The sequence below is a fragment of the Glutamicibacter sp. St.4D3 genome (assembly GCF_059728615.1).
The window spans coordinates 3,257,111-3,274,797 of sequence record NZ_AP039380.1 but is presented as its reverse complement, the minus strand read 5'-3'; the positions used below and the strand labels follow the sequence as shown (position 1 = coordinate 3,274,797).

Sequence of the window (17,687 nt, the reverse complement as noted above, 5' to 3'; positions counted from 1 at the left end):
CCGCCAACGGGCCCTCCCCACCGGCAACCGCCGCGCGCTGGGGGTGGAAGGCTAGATCTGCCGCGCGTTCTCCAGCACCGGCAACGCCGTCCGGGCCTGGTCGATGAGCGCCGGGTCCACCTCCACCAGGAGCAGTTCGATGGCCTCTGCGGCCTCGGCCAGCACCCGGCCCAGGGGGTCAACGGCCACCGAGCGTCCCACCCCGCGCGGCGCGGCGCCGCTGACCGCGATTCCGGCGCTCTGCGGATCCGCCTGGTCCACGGCGAGGATGAAGGTCGTGGTGTCCAGGGCGCGGGCGCGGGCCAGCGTGGACCATTGTTCGGCCTTCCCCGGTCCTGCACCCCAGGACGCCGAGACCAGGGTGGCCACGGCTCCCTGCTGGGCGTGGTGGGTGAACAGCCGGGGGAAACGCAGGTCATAGCAGGTGGCGACGCCGAAGGTCAGGCCGTCCAGCTCGAACTGCACTGGCTGCTCCCCGGGGGTCACCGAATCCGACTCCAGGAAGCCGAACGCGTCAAAGAGGTGCAGCTTGTCGTAGGCGGTGTCGACCCCCGCACCGGTGATCAGCAACGTGTTGCGCACCCGGTTCCCGACGCCCGGGGTGAACATGCCCGCCAGAATGAGCACCCCCAGCTCCTCGGCGATCTGCCGCACACCGTTGGCCCAGGGGCCATCCAGCGGTTCGGCCGCTTCGAGCAGGTCATTGCCCATGGCGATGTGCATGGCCTCGGGGAACACCACGATGCGCGCCCCTTCCTGGGCGGCGCGGGAAGCGGTCTCCCGGATGATCTGCAGGTTCTGCTGTGGGTTGGCGGTGCTTAGCACCTGCGCCATGGCGATCTTCATGCGTAGGCCCTCCTGGGTGCGGTGTTGGCGGCTGTGCGCCCCTTGCTTTGACTCTACGCCAGTGGCCCGGGGGAAATCCCCTCCCCGGCAGGCGACGCCGGGATGCCCCGCGGTCTGTCCTTCGGCCGCGGGGCTGGCGGGGCCGGGCATGGCAGAGGCGTGGGAGGGACCGGTATCGGTTCCCTCCCACGCCTGGAGCCCGCCTGCGAGAACCGCGCGGCTATTCGGTGACGGCCACCAGCTGGCGCCCGAGTTCGGCCGCTGCGGCCTGCAGCTCCGGGACCGCCTTTTTGGCGAAGTCCGCGTCCACCCGGGAGACCGGCCCGGAGACGGAGATCGCCATCGGGGTCGGGGCCCCGGGGACCGGCACCGCAAAACAGCGCACGCCCAATTCCTGCTCTTCCTCGTCCACCGCGTAGCCGCGTTCGCGCACGGCCTCGATTTCGGTGAACAGCTTGCCCAGGGTGGTGATGGTCTTCGGCGTCTTGGCCGGCATGCCGGCCTGGGCGACCAGTCGCTGGATGCGTTCATCATCCAGCACCGAGAGGATCGCCTTGCCCACCCCCGAGTGGTGCAGCATGGCGCGGCGGCCCACTTCGGTGATCATGCGCATCGAGTGCGTGGACTGCACCTGGGCGATGTAGGTGACCATGTCACCGTCGAGCACCGCGATGTTCGCGCTCTCGCCCAGGTGATCGACCAGTTCCTTCAGCCGCGGGGTGGCCAGGGCGCCGAGCTGGCGGTTGGCGACCTCGCCCAGTCGGATCAACCGTGGGCCCAGGGAGTATCGGCGGTTGGGCAGCTGGCGGACGTAGCCCACGCCGACCAGGGTGCGCAGCAGTCGGTGGATGGTGGGCAGCGGCAACGGGGTATCGGCGGCCAGTTCGCTCAGCGCTGCCTCCCCGCCTGCCCGGGCGATGACTTCCAGCAGCTCAAAGGCACGCTCGACCGATTGCACTCCGCCGGTGGCCCGGGCCTTGACCTCGGTCATAATTCGCTCCTTGCCTGACTGCTCTACGCAGTCTCGCCACAGCGTCCAAAGGGTGAGGACTCCCTGGGGAGGCTGTTTTTCATGGGTTGTTAACTAAGAGAATACCGGACATTGGGCCGAAAATTCCACGATCCGAAAAGTCATCTGCTTGAAACTTGTGTCGCAGTCCACAAAAATGGGTTGTGTTTTCATTTTACAGATACTAATATCCACTATACGGAAACTTTTTCATCACGAGGAGTGATCATGGCAGCACCAAGCCCGGGGTATTCCCTCACCCTGCGGGTCCAGACCCCCGCATCAATCACCGCCACCAGCGAACTGGCTGCGGCGGTAGGACGGGCTGGCGGAGACATCACAGCGTTGGACGTCACCGAATCGCATCACGCGTACATGGTGGTGGACGTCAGCTGCAACACCGCCGACGTCGAACACGGCCAGCGCGTGCGTGACGCCCTGGACGAACTGGACGGGGTCAACGTCCGCAACGTCTCGGACCGCACCTTCCTGATGCACCTGGGCGGCAAGCTCGAAGTGGTGCCGAAGGTGGCCCTGCGCAACCGCGATGACCTCTCCCGTGCCTACACCCCGGGGGTGGCCCGCGTCTGCAAGGCCATCGCCGAAAATCCGGCCGACGCCCGCAACCTGACGGTCAAGCGCAACACCATCGCCGTGGTCACCGATGGTTCGGCCGTCCTGGGCCTGGGCAACATCGGCCCGGCCGCCGCGCTGCCGGTCATGGAGGGCAAGGCCGCCCTGTTCAAACAGTTCGCCGACGTGGACGCCTGGCCGGTCTGCCTGGATACGCAGGACAGCGACGAGATCGTCAAGATCGTCAAGGCCCTGGCCCCGGTCTACGGAGGTGTGAACCTGGAGGACATCGCCGCGCCGCGCTGCTTCGAGATCGAGGCGCGCCTGCGCGAGGAGCTGGACATCCCGGTGTTCCATGACGACCAGCACGGCACCGCCATCGTGACCCTCGCGGCCCTGCAAAATGCCCTGCTGGTGGTCGGCAAGTCCCTCTCCGAGGTGCGCATCGTGGTCTCCGGGGTGGGAGCCGCGGGCAACGCGATCATCCAGCTGCTGGCCGCACGCGGCGCCACCAACATCATCGCCTGCGGGCGCAACGGTGCGATCAGCCGCAACGAGGACTACACGGACGAGCACCGCAGCTGGTTGGCGGCGAACACCAACCCAGAGAATTTCACCGGCTCCCTGAAGGAAGCCGTCGCCGGATCCGATGTGTTCATCGGCGTCTCGGCCCCGAACGTCCTGGACGAGGACGACATTGCGGCCATGAACAAGGACGCAATCGTCTTCGCCATGGCAAACCCGGATCCCGAGGTGGATCCGCTGGTTGCCGGGAAGCATGCCGCCGTGGTTGCCACCGGTCGCAGCGACTTCCCCAACCAGATCAACAACGTCTTGGCCTTCCCGGGCTTCTTCCGCGGGCTGCTGGACGCAGGCGTCTCGGACATCACCGACGCCATGCTGCTGGCCGCCGCAGACGCGATTGCGGCACGGGTGGGCGAAGCGGAACTCAATCCGGGGTTCATCATCCCGTCGGTGTTCGACCCGCAGGTGGCCTCCGAGGTGGCCGCCGCCGTGGCTCGGGCAGCGAACTGACATTGAGAGCAATCACAAAGAACACAGAGGTATGAGGAGCACCATGACCATCTCCATTTCACGCATCCCGAACGTGCCCGCGGCCCAGGACATCCTGTCCGATGAGGCGCTGGCCTTCATCGAGAAGCTGCACGAGCGTTTCGCCGGCACCCGCGACGAGCTGGTCGCCGCCCGTGACGAGCGCCGCGCCGAGTACTCGGCCGCCAAGCGCATCGACTTCGACCCGGAAACCGAGCACGTGCGCAACGGCGACTGGAAGGTCGCCGAGGCCCCCGAGGCGCTGCGCGACCGCCGCGTGGAAATCACCGGCCCGGCCTCTCCGGCGAAGATGGCCATCAACGCGCTGAACTCCGGCGCCAAGGTGTGGCTGGCCGACCTGGAGGACGCCTCCACCCCCAGCTGGGACAATGTCATCGACGCGATCGCGAACCTGAGCGCCGCCGCCCGCGGTGAGCTCAGCTTCTCCCAGCCGGACGGCAAGACCTACTCGCTGCGCACCGACGCGCCGCTGGCCGTCGTGGTGGTCCGCCCCCGCGGCTGGCACCTGAATGAGAACAACGTGCAGGTCAACGGCAAGCCGGCCGTGGGCGCGCTGGTCGACTTCGGGCTGCACTTCTTCCACAACGCCAAGGTGCTGGCCGAATCCGGGCAGGGTCCGTTCTACTACCTGCCGAAGATGGAGCACTACCTGGAGGTGCGCCTGTGGAATGAGATCTTCACCTTCGCGCAGCAGGAGCTGGGCATCGAGCACGGCACCGTGCGAGCGACCATGCTGATCGAGACCATCCCGGCCGCCTTCCAGATGGACGAGTTCCTCTATGAGCTGCGCGACCACGTCTCGGGCCTGAACGCCGGACGCTGGGACTACCTGTTCTCCATCATCAAGACCTTCCGCGAGGCCGGCGCCGACTTCATCATGCCCGACCGCGCGGACGTGGCGATGACCGCCCCGATGATGCGCGCCTACACCGAGCTGCTGGTCAAGACCTGCCACAAGCGCGGGGCCTTCGCCATGGGCGGCATGGCCGCCTTCATCCCGAACCGCCGCGAACCGGAGGTCACCGAGGCCGCCTTCGCCAAGGTGCGCGACGACAAGACCCGTGAGGCCACCGACGGCTTCGACGGCTCCTGGGTCGCCCACCCGGACCTGGTGCCGATCTGCCGCGAGGTGTTCGACTCGGTGCTGGGCGAGAAGCCGAACCAGATCGACAAACAGCGTCCGGAGGTGGAAGTCACCGCCGAGCAGCTGCTGGACGTGGCCAGCGCCCCGGGCAAGGTCACCGAGGCGGGCGTGCGCGCCAACCTGTACGTGGCCGTGGCCTACACCGCCGTGTGGCTCTCGGGCAACGGCGCGGTGGCGATCCACAACCTGATGGAGGACGCGGCCACCGCGGAGATCTCCCGTTCGCAGATCTGGCAGCAGATCCGCAACGAGGTGGTCGCCGAGGACACCGGCAACACCATTACCGCCGAGATGGTCTCCACCCTGCTGGCCGAGGAAGTTGAGCGGCTGCGTGGTGAAGTGAACGACGAAGAGCGTTTCGCCGCCTACTACCAGCCGGCAGCGGAGCTGATCGGCAAGCTGGTCAGCGGCCGGGACGAGGACTTCGTTGACTTCCTGACCCTGCCGGCCTACGAACTACTGGAAAAGGAATACGTGAGCAAGTAATGAACACAGTCTTCGATCAGGCGACCCTCGCCGCCGTGGAGGGCCAGCTGGCCGCCACCGACCAGCTGCTGGCCACCAGCTATGCCGGGGACACCGGCGCCCGCCAGCCGGTGCACACCGTGTACGTCCCGGCCGACCGCTACACCGCCGAACTGCCGGCCCGCTGGGGCGCGAACGCCCTGGCCGCCGTCGGCGGTGCCGAGGGCCTGGCCGAGCTGGCCGGGAACCTGGGGCTGCGCGAGGGGCAGAAGCTCGGTGCCCTGGTGGCCGCGAAGCTGCGCGGGGAGCCGATCGAAGACCTGCGTCTGGATTTTGAGGACGGCTTCGGCCATCGCACCGACGCCGAGGAGGACGCGGCCGCAGCGGCCGCCGCCGACGCGGTGGCCGGTGCGGTGGCCGCCGGCACCGCACCGGCGTTCATCGGGATCCGCTTCAAGTGCTTTGAGGCCGAGACCCGGGCCCGGGCGGTGCGCACCCTGGATGTGTTCATCTCCCAGCTGGCCAGCCACGGCCCGCTGCCGCAGGGGCTGCGCCTGACCCTGCCGAAGGTCACCACCGTGGCCCAGGTCGAGGCCATGGTGTTCCTGGCCGAGAAGCTGGAGGCCGCCCACCGCCTGGAGGCCGGTTCGCTGCGCTTCGAGGTGCAGGTGGAGACCCCGCAGGTGATCATCGCCGCGGACGGCACCCACCCGGTGGCCCAGCTGATCCACGCCGGCAAGGGGCGGGTCTCCTCGCTGCACTACGGCACCTATGACTACTCGGCCTCGCTCGGGGTGGCCGCCGCCTACCAGTCCATGGAGCACCCGGTGGCGGACTTCGCCAAGGACGTGCTGCAGGTTGTGGTGGCCGGCACCGGGGTGGAGCTCTCCGACGGCTCGACCAACATCCTGCCCGCCGGGGACCCAGAGAACGTGGCCGCCGCCTGGGCGCTGCACGCCCGCCTGGTGCGCCGCCACCTGGAACGCGGCATCTACCAGGGCTGGGACCTGCACGAGAACCAGCTGGTCACCCGCTACCTGGCAACCTTCTCCTTCTTCCGGGAGAACCTTGAAGCGGCAGCCACCCGGCTGCGCAACTACGTCCACAAGATCGAATCGGCAATCATGGATGAGCCGGCGACCGCCCGTGCGCTGGCCCGCTACATCCACCGCGGCCTGGCCTGCGGTGCGGTGGAGGAAGAGGAAGTGGCTGCACTGGCCCAGATTTCCGTTGCCGAACTTGAAGCCCTAGCCCTGAACCGTTCCCATGCCTGAGGAGAAGACCATGACAGCCCAAGCCGGCGCGAAGACCCCCTACTACACGACCTACGGCGGCCACCCGCCGCAGACCGATCTGCTCACTGACCGCGCCGTGGTCACCGAGGCGTACACCGTGATCCCGCGCGGGGTGCTGCGCGACATCGTCACCAGCGTCTTCCCCGAGTGGACCAACACCCGCGCCTGGGTGCTGAACCGTCCGGTGGCCGGTGGGCCGACCACCTTCGCCCAGTCGATCGTTGAGGTCGGTCCGGGCGGCGGCGCCGAGAAGCCCGAGCCGCAGGCCGAGGTTTCCGGGTTTGTGTTCGTGGTGGCCGGGGAACTGAGCCTGAGCATCGAGGGCGAGAACCACGTGCTGGCCGAGGGCGGCTTCGCCTACCTGCCGGCCGGTGCTCAGTGGTCGGCGAAGAACAACGCCGCCGAGGTCGCCACCTTCCACTGGATCCGCAAGCGCTACGAGCCGCTGGCCGGGGTGGCCGCCCCGGGCCCGGTGGTCGGCAACGAGCAGGACATCGAGGCCGGCGCCATGCCCGACACCGACGGCAAGTGGCGCACCACCCGGATGCTGGACCCGAACGACGTGGCCTTCGACTTCGGGGTGAACATCGTGACCTTCGAACCGGGCGCCTCGATCCCGTTCGCCGAAACCCACGTGATGGAGCACGGCCTGTACGTCCTGGAGGGCAAGGCCGTCTACCGCCTGAACGACGACTGGGTGGAGGTCGAGGCCGGGGACTACATGGCACTGCGCGCCTTCTGCCCGCAGGCCTGCTACGCCGGCGGACCGTCGAACTTCCGCTACCTGCTCTACAAGGACCAGAACCGCCAGATCATGCTGTAGGCGCTGCCTGCAGTACTCCTAGACCGGGCCGGAGCCGCGCCCTGGTTCACGTCGTACCTCCCAGCTTGTCCAACCTCTTTGTTCCAGTGATGTTTCGCAGGGACAGGCCGGGCGGGAACATCGTGACCGGGTGTGGTTCCGGTTCTCCTTTTAACGCGACGCGTGTTTGACCTGCTGCGAGGTTCAACACCTGCAGGCGGTTCGCTGGCGCGGCTGAAAAATGGACAGGAAAAGGCCGCTGAGTCAAGGTGTGAAAGGTCATGCGCCCTCGTGCGGCGCAACGCCGTCTGGGTGGTCCGCCGGGTGCTACAGTCATAATGTCTGGTCGTCCAAGGCGACCGGATAAGGGTCTCGTGCATTCACCCCCCGGTAGGTGTGCGGTGATCCGGTGGAGTGGTAACACCGTCCAGATGGATCTGGGGTTATCATTCCCACTAAGTTCCTTCCTACCGGGAAACCCTGCACTTCTAGCCGCGGAGCCGTATGATCGCCCCGCGGTTTTTTGCTGCCGTTCTTCAATTTTTCTCGGCTGGCCCGACCGGCAGCACCGTTCAACTTCTCACCGCTGCCGCGGCAGACCCGCTTTGTGTGGTCCGCCGCGGCAGCGTTCCCCGTCGTGCTGGGGGACGGCGCACAATGCGTCAGGGCTTGAGTGAGCTTTCCCCCTCGCTGGCGGGGATGGCCCCTGCTGCGGCGGCATCAAAGACCGGAACCAGGTGCGCCACCGCGCTGTGCGGGGTGTAGCGGCTGCGGAAGGTGATGCTTTCGCTTTTGGCCGCGGCCTCGAAGAGCTTGCAGACATCGGTTTCCGGGCGGCACGGCGGCACGTCCTTCAACGCGGCCGAAGGTGTTGAGACGTAGAGGAAGCGAAGCTCCTCGGTGCTGGGATCCACGGTGGCAACCAGTGCAGGGCCCTGCTGGATGGCAACCAGACCCATCACGTCGTCCAGCGGCTCATGGGGCTTGGCCATGATGATGGGCATGCCCTGGACCCAGCCGTGGGACTCCAGGTATGCGCGGGTTTCGCGCGCTCCGATAAATTCAGCCACGCGTTCTGCAATGTGCGATTTCACGAATCGCTCCGCCATGCTTCAACCTCCAAAAGGGCACGACAAATACCGGCATTGATTTCCCCGGTAGTCGCGCTGCGGTTGGCCGTGTCTGGCTGGGCGGACCCGGATGCGAGTGATGCGACGCAAATCAGGCAAACCCAGTGGCAACAGCAATGCGTATGTCGGACTCTAGCTTGCACGCGCATCCGAACGCGAGGACTCTCAGGTAATTCCCAGTAAAGGGTAGGGCGGGGCACGAGCCCTCAATCGCAGCAGGGGCAGGCAATAGTGGCACGGCCTTCCGGGTCCAAAGGTGGGTAGGAAGTAGCCTGAATACAAGACAATTTCGAAGCGGAAGCAGGGGAAGCGCGCGGTGGGACAGAAAAAGAAGAAGAAAGTCCGCAAGCAGGGCCACCCGGCGCGTCAGGAACACCGGGGCAAGCCGGCGAATAGCGCCATTATGGAGCGTCAGGTTGATAGCCTTGCCGCCGATTACGTCGCCTGGTTTGAAAGCGCCTACGACGATCCGGAGATGGGTGAACTGGCGTTGCCCAGCTTCGAACTCGTCAGATACTCCCTGGGCGTCTACGCCGAGGTGACCGGGGCACTGTCGGCCACCGAGCTGCGGGTTGAGCAGCTGATCGAGGTGCTGGCGGCGATCGTCGCCTTCGCCGAGGACCAGGTCCAGGGCGATCTTACGATGCAGCAGGGGCAGATGCTGTTGCGTTCCTGGCAGGACTACGCGCTCTTCCTGGACGAGACCGGGCGCTGGGCCGGTACCGAACAGCAGCTTCAGCGGCTGCTCGAGTTCGCTGAAGGTGAGGACGATTCACGCTTCGCGGACATGGAGGACGAGGGCCTGTTCGAGCACATGCGCTCGGTCATCACCGGCGAATTGCGTCAGGCGCCCCTGCTGGCCATTGGCCGTCGCCTCTCCAGCTGGCTGGGGACTGGTCAGCCGGTTCAGGAGAACGGGGAGCTGACCGCCGAGGCGTTCGCGGAGGCGCAGCGGCAGATGGCGGACCTGATGCCCGATTCCCGGGCTTTTGACGTCCCGGCCCAGCTTCTGCGGATCTACCGCTCACTTCTGGTTTCGGGCGTGTGCGACCTGCGCCGGCATGATGTGCTTGCCGGGGAAGCCGCCGAGGATTTCGCGCAGGAGATTGACTCGGAAGCCGGCTTCGCCGCGGTGTTCAACTTTGTCCAGGCCTACGTGGAAGATCTGCTGGAACTGGCACCCGCGGCGAATTCGGAGATGACCGGCGCGTGGGAACTGTGCACGGGGTGGATCTTTGAGGGACTGGACGGTGCAGCACTGCCGGTTGGGCAGGACACGGACCCGACGGTCCGCCAGGAGCAACGGGACCTGGCCGTGGGGATGCTGGAGGAACTGGCATGGCTGGGTCTGATCGCCAAGGACGAGGGCTACCACAGCACGGTGAGCCTGTCGCTGATGGTTGAAAGCTTCATTGACTCCAGCGTGGAGGAGGATCCCTTTGACGACTCGCCCGAGGCCAGCCCGGTGCCCGCAGGCCGACAGGACGGTGGAGAGCAGGAGAACGTCACCGAACTGGAGGTCATACCTGGCACGGGCGCGGAAACGGCCGGGAACGAGACACCCGGCACCGAGCTGGCCGAGGTCATTGCCCTGCCCGGGGCCCGCAAGCCTGACACAGATCAGCCGCAGCAGCCTGCCGACGGCACCGTGCTGCAGCTGAAAGTCACCCTGCGCTCTGCCAAGCCGCCGATCTGGCGCCGTGTACTGGTGCGGCCCGAAACCCGGTTGGACGAGCTGCATGCGATCATCCAGCGCAGTTTCGCATGGGATGACAGCCACCTGCACAGCTTCTCCCACGGGGGCCGCAATGGTGCGTCCTATGCGCCCAAACCCGGGGGCATGGACGAGGACATCGACGAGACCACGGTGACGGTCGGCGGACTGCTGAGCGAGCCGAAGGACAAGCTGGACTACATCTACGATTTCGGGGACAACTGGGAACACGTCATCGAACTGGAAAAGGTTCTGGCTGATGACCGCGGCACCGTGCCGCGCTGCACCGGTGGGCGGCGGATGGCCCCGGCCGAGGACTCCGGCGGGGTATGGGGTTGGGAGAACATCCAGGCGGCCGTCGAGGACCGGAAGCATCCGGAGCATGACGAGTACCGCCAGTGGCTGGGCCTGGGCGAGGGCGAGGCGCTGGATGTCGCGCACTTCGACAAGGACGAGGTCAACCAGCGCCTCTCCCGGCTGCGTTAGGCACCAGCCGGTTTCCTGGGCCGGCAAGGAGGGCATGGCGGCTAGCTCCGGCGGGCCACCACCAGCACGTCATCAATGGTGGCGTGCTGCCCTTCGGGTCCCGTGACCTCGCGCTGCACCAGCTCAGCACGCAGCACCTCCCAGCCAGCGGTTGGCATGCCCAGCGCGCGCAGCTCGTCATCGACCGTGGGCATGGCCGGGTGATGGGCATGCCCCTGCCCCTCGGCGCCAGGTCCGGCCCAGGAGGGGTGGCTGCCGTGGGAGAGCACCACGATGCGTCCGCCAACGGCGACGCGTTCGGTGGCCCTGCGCTGGATTTCAGCGCGCTGGAAGTCAAAGGGTGCTTGGAAGAAACTGAGGGTTACCAGGTCAAACTCCCGCTGATCATCCCATTCGGCCAGATCCACGGCGATGAATTCGGTGGATTCGGACATCCCGTGTTCGGCGGCTGCCTCACGCGCGCGGGCGACGGCGGTTTCGGAGATATCAACTCCGGTGACCTGCCAGCCCCGCGCTGCCAGCCAGAGCGCGTCCCCGCCCTCACCGCAGCCCAGGTCCAACGCGCTGCCCGGCGCCAGGTCCTTCAGCGCGGCGGCCAGGGTGGAGTTCACGTTGCCGGACCAGATCCGCTCGGATCGTCCATAGTGGCTTTCCCAAAAGTCCTTGCCAACGAGTTCTTCCCCGGAATGCTGCGTCATCTTTTCCTCCACTGAACCTGCTTGCCAGAGCCGGGCTGTTACCCGGTTGCCCCTCAACATTAGGCAATTCTGCTGCCGACCGTGACCGGTTTTGCGGCAGCGGCAAAATTGTCACGTTCTTCCAAGCGGGCATTGCCCGAAGACCACAGGCATGGCCATCCGCCGAGCAACCCCGAAAAGGTTATGCGTTGGGAGATCCTTCCACGCTCGATGCAAGTTAGTAACTCGCCACGGCCAGTTCTTTGCCGGCGCCGATCCTGATTCTGTTTCCGGGCGACGAAAGCTTGGCCAGTCGGTCTTCCCGTAACCCGGTTAGATCATGCACCTCAGGAGATATTGGAGAAACGACGTCGGTAAGAAGTGGGCGTTGTCGCAAATGCAGAAATAAAGTTCTGTCGCAGCGTGACGGCGCTACCAAATCCGCACGTATCGGCGATCCGTGCGACGCTCCATCGCGTGGTTTCCAACAACATGCGGGCCTCGTCGAGCCGACGAGAAAGCACCCAGCGGGCAGGAGTCGTTCCTGTAGCCTGCTTGAAACGTCGAGTGAAATTGCGACTGCTCATATGTGCTCGAGCAGCTAGCTCCTCCACACCTAGTTTCTTGTCAAGGTTGGCCAGGGCCCATTCAATGACGGGGCCAAGAGGACTGTCAGTTGCAGGTTCCAATACTGGGCGCTGAATGTACTGAGTTTGGTCGCCTTCCCTGTGCGGCGCAACCACGATGTGTCGTGCCACGGTAGCGGCCGCCGTCGCTCCAAGTTCACGGCGCACAATGTGAAGGCAGGCGTCCAAGGATGAGGCTGTTCCTGCAGAAGTCAGGACATCTCCGTGGTCGATGTAGAGGGCCGAGGCTCCGAAGCTAACCTCCGTATGCCGTGCAGCGGCCTCGTTCACTGCCTCCCAATGGGTTACCGCGGTGCGTCCATCGAGAATCCCGCTGCGTGCTACGGGGAAGGCTCCCAGACAAAGCCCCGCAACTCGCTTACCCCCGTTGTGGACCTGGCCAATTGCCCGCGTGAGTTCCTCTGAAGGCTCGGGCAGGTCCGGCTTCCAGGACGCCAGCACGAGGAGGTCAATACTGTTGAGAATCTCCAAGCCAGCCAGTCCACCGATTAAGTATCCTTCGGCCGAACGTACCTCCCCGGCTGCCTCGGTAAAGATTTGTGTAGACCAGTCCTCGGCAAGTCCCAATCGGCTGACCTCCGAAAAGACCAGGAGAGGAGCAGCCAGATGAAACATGCTGATGCCGTCGAAAGCGTGGACCGCTATACGCATCTTGTCTCATTTCCATCGAAGGTATGCGTGAATGACACTCACTTCGAACTGTAGTTGCTGAAAGCATTTAAGGACAACGAGTCGCCTCGCAGAAGGGAAAAAGAATGAGCACCACACGCCGTGCTGTAATCCTGATCGACATCCAGAACGAATACTTCGGCGGTCCACTTGAGATTCAGTATCCGGACCGGGATGAATCCCTGGGCAATATAATTCGTGTGGCCGAAAAGGCGCAGCTCGCTGGGTTGCCGATCGCAATGGTCCGACACGTCCTGCCAGAGGAGAGCCCTGTTTTTGCGCGGGGATCAGCTGGAGCCGAATTGCGTGCCGAGATCGCCTCCCGCGTCCAGCCAGACTGGAAGCAGGTGGAAAAGAAATATGCCAGTGTCTTCGCTGATACTGATATTGAACAGTGGTTGCGCGAGAACGGCGCGGACACTGTGACCCTGGTGGGATACATGACCAATAACTGCGACTTCGCAACGGCTGCTGCGGCAGAGCCGCTGGGCATCAATGTGGAAATCCTCTCCGACGCCAGTGGAGCGATCCATCTAGCCAATACCGCTGGCATTGCGGATGCCCAGCTGGTGCACGAAACCCTCATGACCGTGCTGAATTCGAATTTTGCCGCGGTAGCCACTACGGACGAATGGCTAGAGGCAGTGGACACCGGCCAAATGCTGGCCAAAAGCGATCTGGGTTCCTCGGCAGTTGCAGGAGCAGAGAGGTTCGTGAGGGCCCAATAGAAAAACTCAAATTGGCAATAACCTCCCGAGGGTTATCGTCAATAAACTGGCCCTAGCGGTCTAGTGGAGTGCCCCGGCCGGTGATAAAGCCAGCTGCCACTCGTGTTGGTGGGCAGCGACCGGGGCGCTCAGCGCACGCAACAGTTCTAAGTCAATGACCTGCAGGTACTTCACGTGGGCGCTGTCAGCGCCCACGGTGTGTCCGCCCAATGAGGGCTGCAAAGCAGCCGCGCGTGTAAAGTCCTTCAGTCCGTATCGATCGAATTAAGGACCTACATTAGGGCGAACCTGGTCTCCGGCTAGATGCTCTGGGTGCGCGGGCTGACCGGGGAGCCGGCGTTGTACCGCCCGCAGCCACTTCGTCTGTGTCTCGCTGGGGACATGTCGGAAAATCGCATACAGAAGGGCCATCGTGCCTGAGTTACATTGGGGTAAGTCCGGCGAGGAACTGTGCGATATTCGAGTCGGAGGGAAGTATTTTCTGGGTGCCCTTGCCTCGATCTTCGTCGCCCGCGTCGCCCTGGCAACAGCCCGGGACACTAGTCGGCCACCGCTTGGTTGGTCTCCGGCTCATTCTGCTTCTGGGCGGCAAAGATCCTGGACAGCTTCCGGTACTGGCCGCTACCCAAGGCCAGCAAGGCGACGAGCACCATCACCAACCCGGCCACCAGGAACACCAGGGCGATGCCGCGGGCCTGCCCCGCCCCCAGCAGCCAGCCCAGGGCCGATTCACCCTGCTCCGATTTCATGAACGGGATGATCAGGTATTCGGCCAGCGGGGCAATCAGGAAAGCCGTGATGGGGGCCGCTGCCGCCTCGAGCATCTGGGCGAAGCCGAACACCCGGCCCTGCCGGCGGAATGGGACCACTTTCTGGATTACCGTTTGCTCGGAGGCTTCCGCGGCCGGGATCAGCATCATGTACAGCCAAATCCCCAGCACGTAGAGCCACGTCCATTCCCGGATCGTGAACACGGCACCCAGCAGCCCCATCATGGCCACGGCCAGCAGCAGCGTGCGAATCGGGTTTCGGCCCAGCCCGAACTTCGCCACCAGCAGCCCGCCAATGATGAAGCCGGTGGAGGCCAGCCCGAACACGATGCCCCACATTTCAACGGACATGATGGTCAGTCCGTAGGGGTCCATCAGCGCCATGTAGACCCCGCCGACGAAGTTGTTGAACATCGAGAAGATGATCAGCGACAACAGTCCGGGGATCGCCAGCACGGTGGTGAACCCCATCTTCAGGTCAATCGTCCGGTTCCGTCCCGGCTCCCGCTCGGGGGCCTGTTCCGGGATGGGGATCAGCACCAGGTGCAACATGCTCACCGCCACCAGCGCAATCGACAGCGAGAGCGTCCAGCCCATCCCCAGCAGCCCGATGGACAGCCCGGAAAAGACGCTGGTGATGATGAAGGCGATGCCCTGCACGGTACCGACCAGACCGTTGGCGTTCGCGTGGCGTTCGACCGGGACCAGCAGCGTAACCGTGGTGGACAATGCGATGGAGCGCATCTGCTCGACAATGGAACCGAGCAGGATCACCCCGCAAAAGAGCCAGAACTCCCATCCGCCGATGTACAGGATCCGCTCGGTGGGAAGCCACAGGTAGAGCAGGCCGGCCAGGCAGAACGCCACCGCCGTGAAGACGGCGGAGAAGACGAACACCGTCTTCTTGCGGTGGTTGTCAACGATCGTGCCAAAGACCATGGAGAACACGGCAATCAGCAGCATGAATGCGCCGCCAATGAACCCGGTGGCCATGACATTGCGGGTTTCCAGGTAGATCCAGAACACCAGCGCAAACCACAGGTAGCTGGTCGTCAGGTTCGCCACCGCCGTGTTCACCAGGATGTGCCCAAAGGAACGCATCGCGCGTTCCGGTTTCCGGAGCACCTGGGGATCCGGTGGTGGGGTACTGGTGGGTGGGGATGGCTCGGACATTTCCGACCTTCGGCTACTGGGGCGGCGCGAAAAAGCGTACTGAAAACAATACGGACTCAACCCCCGGTTGTCACCGTTTTTGGCGGTGGGGATTTGTCAAATTTTTCCCCTGGCCGCACTACCGATGATCCGTTTGCTGGCCCCCGGGTGTCGTGCTGGTGGATTGGGCCTCCCAGAAGAACGTGGCCACCGGCAAGCACGTGGAGCGCCGGCCGGGCAGTAATGGGAATGCAGTACTATTGCCGCGCTCGCCGTCCCCGGGACGCGGGGACTGTTGCTGCCCGAAAGCACCTTGCATTCGCGCTGGCGTTCGGGGCCGGCCGCGTTCGTGGGCAGCCTCGCGGCGATCTACCCGGTGCTGGGACTGCTAAGGATACTGTCGGTGATCCGGTTCTCGCGCTCCAAGAGTGCGAACGCCGGTCAGGGGGCCGGAATACCAATCCCGAGGCGCCGGTCCAGATCCTGCAGCATCGCCCCGATCTCCTCGCCCGGCCGCCCGGGGCTGAAGTGGAACCCCTGGGCATAGTCGAACCCCAGTCGCTCCACCAGCTGCAGCTGCCCGATGGTTTCCACGCCCTCGGCCAGCGTCTTGGCACCGATCGAATTGGCAGCCTGCAACAGCGAATCAACCAGCGTTCGGATCCGCGGGTCCTGCTCATAGCCGGTGATCATGGTGCGGTCCAGCTTCACGATGTCCGGGTGCAGCTGCACAATCCGCTCACGGGTGGCGTGGGCGACCCCAGCGTCATCAATGAGCAGTAGGCAGCCCATGGCGTCGGCCAGCTGCCGGGCCCGGGCGCATACTGCCGGATCGCTTTGCTCATTGAGTTCCAGACCCCACACCAGCCGGGGGTCGAGCCGTAGACTGGAGCCGGCGAAGGATTCGATCGTCGACCCCGAGGCGTTCAGGGTCACCAGCACGCCGGTGGGCAGCAGGGCGCTGGCCTCCAGGATGCCCTGGATGGCGCGCAGCTCCAACTCGACCAGCCGACCCTCATCCCGGGCGGCCTGGAAGTGCTGTGCGGGGCCAAGCCCGTCGGCGAAGCGGGTCAGGGCTTCGAAACCCAGCAGGGAAGAGGAGCCGACGTCGATGAGCGGTTGGAAAACGAATTTCAAGGGATACCTTTGAGCGCGGAATGACGATAGGCGAAGGGTTGGTCGGCGGGAAGTGATGACGGTGGCTGCAGGGCGCGGGGCCGGGGCCCGAAGCAGATTTTACAGTGCCCCAGAAGGCGAAACCACGACGTGGGTCGCTCTGCGGCGTTTTCCCAGTTTCTGCCCCCGGGGCGGGGCGCATGCCGGCTGACCGGCGGGAGCACACCCCCATGGCGTGGTGGCAGAACGTTGTGCCCGCGCCGTTTCGCACTTTGACCCAGATGCACGTCATGGTCACCGCGCTGGTGGCCCTGTTCATGCTGGTCTTTTATCTCATTGCGCTTTTCCTTCTGGTGCGCAGCCCGGTGCTGCAGGGTTTCAACATCCTGTATTGCCTGGGCTGCGCCGCCATCCTGGGCGCGATCTACCGCGCCGGGGACAAGCTGGCGTCCTGGATCATGTACGTGGGTGCGCTGGCCGAGGTCGCCGCGTTCATCTACTTTGTGGCGTTCACCCGAAACCACGAACAGGTGGTCTTCCGCCTGCAGCAGTTCCCGCTGCTGGCGCTCTACCTTTCGTGGATTTTCCCGCCCTGGCTGGCGCGGTGCACGATCTACCCGGCGCTGCTGTTCACCATTCCCTACGGTGTGCTCATCGGCCCGGCTGCTGGCACTGAACACAGCCAGGGGATCTTGAACATCGCTGCCCTGATGTTCTTCACCGTTCTGGGCACCGGCGTGGGCTCGTTTGTGCGGGACCGGTTCCGCGAGCAGACCGAGGTTGATGAGCTCACCGGGGCACTGAATCGGCGGGCACTGAGCGTTTACGGGGAGCAGGCGATGCTGCGTTCGCGCAAGCGCGGAGGGCCCTTGAGCGTGGCGGTGGTCGACCTGGATGGATTCAAGACCATCAATGACACCCAGGGCCACGGGGCGGGGGACAGGATCCTGCAGGAGCTGGTCCGGCACTGGCAGGATGCGGCGCGCAGAACGGATCTGATCTTCCGGCTTGGCGGCGATGAATTCGTGCTGCTCTTCCCGGACACCACCGCACCACAGGCGCAGGGGCTGATGCGTCGGATGCAGGAGACCTCCCGGGCGGCATGGTCCTTCGGGGTGGCGCAGGCCGGGCCGGAGGACAATCTGGGAACCCTCGTGCTGCGGGCGGACCGGTCCATGTACGAGGCCAAGCGTCCCGGCTGATGCCCGACCCGGCGGGGAATCTCGGTTAGTTGGCTTGAACCGGGTGTGCGGCTATTGTAAGGATTGTGACCCGCGACACGTCCTGGATAATCCGAATCCCGGTGCTCTCGGCGCGGAACCCAGTCATCACGCCATCTGAGAAGCATGGAGAAAGCATGAACCAGCAGGCCCGGGCGCGCACGCCGCAA

The 17,687-nt window shown here is 64.9% G+C and carries 15 protein-coding genes; 7 read left to right on the top strand and 8 right to left on the bottom strand.

All coding sequences use genetic code 11. The features are described 5' to 3' along the window. Positions 1 to 51: 51 nt before the first annotated feature. Positions 52 to 846 (bottom strand): carbon-nitrogen hydrolase family protein, encoded by a 795-nt coding sequence (locus AC6I21_RS15035; RefSeq protein ID WP_138176204.1) that lies wholly within the window; start codon positions 844 to 846, stop codon positions 52 to 54. A gap of 220 nt (positions 847 to 1,066) precedes the next feature. Then, positions 1,067 to 1,837 carry an IclR family transcriptional regulator gene (locus tag AC6I21_RS15030; RefSeq protein ID WP_054821505.1) on the bottom strand — a complete coding sequence of 257 codons (771 nt, stop codon included), beginning with the start codon at positions 1,835 to 1,837 and terminating at the stop codon, positions 1,067 to 1,069. Positions 1,838 to 2,083: 246 nt separating this feature from the next. On the opposite strand from AC6I21_RS15030, the gene AC6I21_RS15025 reads away from it, so the two are divergent. Genes AC6I21_RS15025 through AC6I21_RS15010 form a run of 4 tightly spaced genes read left to right on the top strand, consistent with a single transcriptional unit; the run spans position 2,084 to position 7,229 of the window. Next, positions 2,084 to 3,463, top strand: coding sequence for an NAD-dependent malic enzyme (locus tag AC6I21_RS15025; protein WP_138176206.1), 1,380 nt, complete (start codon positions 2,084 to 2,086; stop codon positions 3,461 to 3,463). Positions 3,464 to 3,506: 43 nt separating this feature from the next. Beyond that, on the top strand, positions 3,507 to 5,132 hold the full coding sequence (gene aceB / locus AC6I21_RS15020; protein WP_138927023.1) for a malate synthase A: 1,626 nt from the start codon (positions 3,507 to 3,509) through the stop codon (positions 5,130 to 5,132). Further along, on the top strand, positions 5,132 to 6,385 hold the full coding sequence (locus AC6I21_RS15015; RefSeq protein ID WP_138927024.1) for a DUF6986 family protein: 1,254 nt from the start codon (positions 5,132 to 5,134) through the stop codon (positions 6,383 to 6,385). Before aceB ends, AC6I21_RS15015 begins: the two co-directional genes overlap by 1 nt. 10 nt (positions 6,386 to 6,395) lie before the next feature. Then, positions 6,396 to 7,229, top strand: a complete 834-nt coding sequence (locus tag AC6I21_RS15010) for a bifunctional allantoicase/(S)-ureidoglycine aminohydrolase (RefSeq protein ID WP_138176212.1) — start codon at positions 6,396 to 6,398, stop codon at positions 7,227 to 7,229. A gap of 641 nt (positions 7,230 to 7,870) precedes the next feature. On the opposite strand, the gene AC6I21_RS15005 is transcribed toward AC6I21_RS15010, so the two are convergent. Further along, the gene (locus AC6I21_RS15005; RefSeq protein WP_343830222.1) at positions 7,871 to 8,278 is read right to left on the bottom strand and encodes a hypothetical protein; all 408 of its coding nucleotides are present in this window, start codon (positions 8,276 to 8,278) and stop codon (positions 7,871 to 7,873) included. Positions 8,279 to 8,654: 376 nt separating this feature from the next. On the opposite strand from AC6I21_RS15005, the gene AC6I21_RS15000 reads away from it, so the two are divergent. After that, a complete protein-coding gene (locus AC6I21_RS15000; protein WP_497762805.1) occupies positions 8,655 to 10,538 on the top strand; it encodes a plasmid pRiA4b ORF-3 family protein in 1,884 nt (627 codons plus the stop codon). Positions 10,539 to 10,579: 41 nt separating this feature from the next. On the opposite strand, the gene AC6I21_RS14995 is transcribed toward AC6I21_RS15000, so the two are convergent. Further along, entirely contained in the window at positions 10,580 to 11,236 is a 657-nt protein-coding gene (locus AC6I21_RS14995) for a class I SAM-dependent methyltransferase (protein ID WP_497762804.1), read from the bottom strand. Between the two features lie 326 nt (positions 11,237 to 11,562). Next, positions 11,563 to 12,513: a GlxA family transcriptional regulator gene (locus AC6I21_RS14990; protein ID WP_497762803.1), complete on the bottom strand. Its 951-nt coding sequence runs from the start codon at positions 12,511 to 12,513 to the stop codon at positions 11,563 to 11,565. Between the two features lie 104 nt (positions 12,514 to 12,617). Between AC6I21_RS14990 and AC6I21_RS14985 the strand changes: the two genes are divergently transcribed. Further along, the gene (locus AC6I21_RS14985; RefSeq protein WP_497762802.1) at positions 12,618 to 13,259 is read left to right on the top strand and encodes an isochorismatase family protein; all 642 of its coding nucleotides are present in this window, start codon (positions 12,618 to 12,620) and stop codon (positions 13,257 to 13,259) included. A 60-nt stretch (positions 13,260 to 13,319) separates the two neighbouring features. Here the strand turns inward: AC6I21_RS14985 and AC6I21_RS14980 are convergent, their stop codons facing one another. From AC6I21_RS14980 to AC6I21_RS14970, 3 genes are all read right to left on the bottom strand, one after another. Next, a complete protein-coding gene (locus AC6I21_RS14980) occupies positions 13,320 to 13,454 on the bottom strand; it encodes a hypothetical protein (protein ID WP_497762801.1) in 135 nt (44 codons plus the stop codon). Between the two features lie 344 nt (positions 13,455 to 13,798). After that, entirely contained in the window at positions 13,799 to 15,202 is a 1,404-nt protein-coding gene (locus AC6I21_RS14975; RefSeq protein WP_497762800.1) for an MFS transporter, read from the bottom strand. Between the two features lie 420 nt (positions 15,203 to 15,622). Further along, positions 15,623 to 16,318 (bottom strand): EAL domain-containing protein, encoded by a 696-nt coding sequence (locus AC6I21_RS14970; protein WP_054820760.1) that lies wholly within the window; start codon positions 16,316 to 16,318, stop codon positions 15,623 to 15,625. 179 nt (positions 16,319 to 16,497) lie between these two features. Between AC6I21_RS14970 and AC6I21_RS14965 the strand changes: the two genes are divergently transcribed. Further along, a complete protein-coding gene (locus tag AC6I21_RS14965) occupies positions 16,498 to 17,499 on the top strand; it encodes a GGDEF domain-containing protein (RefSeq protein ID WP_497762799.1) in 1,002 nt (333 codons plus the stop codon). Positions 17,500 to 17,687: the final 188 nt, after the last annotated feature.

What these genes read in the sequence shown, in the direction of transcription:
- AC6I21_RS14985 (WP_497762802.1), top strand. Translation starts at nt 12,618, where the DNA reads ATGAGCACCACACGCCGTGCTGTAATCCTGATCGACATCCAGAACGAA.
- AC6I21_RS15010 (WP_138176212.1), top strand. Translation starts at nt 6,396, where the DNA reads ATGACAGCCCAAGCCGGCGCGAAGACCCCCTACTACACGACCTACGGC.
- AC6I21_RS15035 (WP_138176204.1), bottom strand. Translation starts at nt 846, where the DNA reads ATGAAGATCGCCATGGCGCAGGTGCTAAGCACCGCCAACCCACAGCAG.
- AC6I21_RS15025 (WP_138176206.1), top strand. Translation starts at nt 2,084, where the DNA reads ATGGCAGCACCAAGCCCGGGGTATTCCCTCACCCTGCGGGTCCAGACC.
- AC6I21_RS15030 (WP_054821505.1), bottom strand. Translation starts at nt 1,837, where the DNA reads ATGACCGAGGTCAAGGCCCGGGCCACCGGCGGAGTGCAATCGGTCGAG.
- AC6I21_RS14995 (WP_497762804.1), bottom strand. Translation starts at nt 11,236, where the DNA reads ATGACGCAGCATTCCGGGGAAGAACTCGTTGGCAAGGACTTTTGGGAA.
- AC6I21_RS14975 (WP_497762800.1), bottom strand. Translation starts at nt 15,202, where the DNA reads ATGTCCGAGCCATCCCCACCCACCAGTACCCCACCACCGGATCCCCAG.
- AC6I21_RS15015 (WP_138927024.1), top strand. Translation starts at nt 5,132, where the DNA reads ATGAACACAGTCTTCGATCAGGCGACCCTCGCCGCCGTGGAGGGCCAG.
- AC6I21_RS14990 (WP_497762803.1), bottom strand. Translation starts at nt 12,513, where the DNA reads ATGCGTATAGCGGTCCACGCTTTCGACGGCATCAGCATGTTTCATCTG.
- AC6I21_RS14965 (WP_497762799.1), top strand. Translation starts at nt 16,498, where the DNA reads ATGCCGGCTGACCGGCGGGAGCACACCCCCATGGCGTGGTGGCAGAAC.
- aceB (WP_138927023.1), top strand. Translation starts at nt 3,507, where the DNA reads ATGACCATCTCCATTTCACGCATCCCGAACGTGCCCGCGGCCCAGGAC.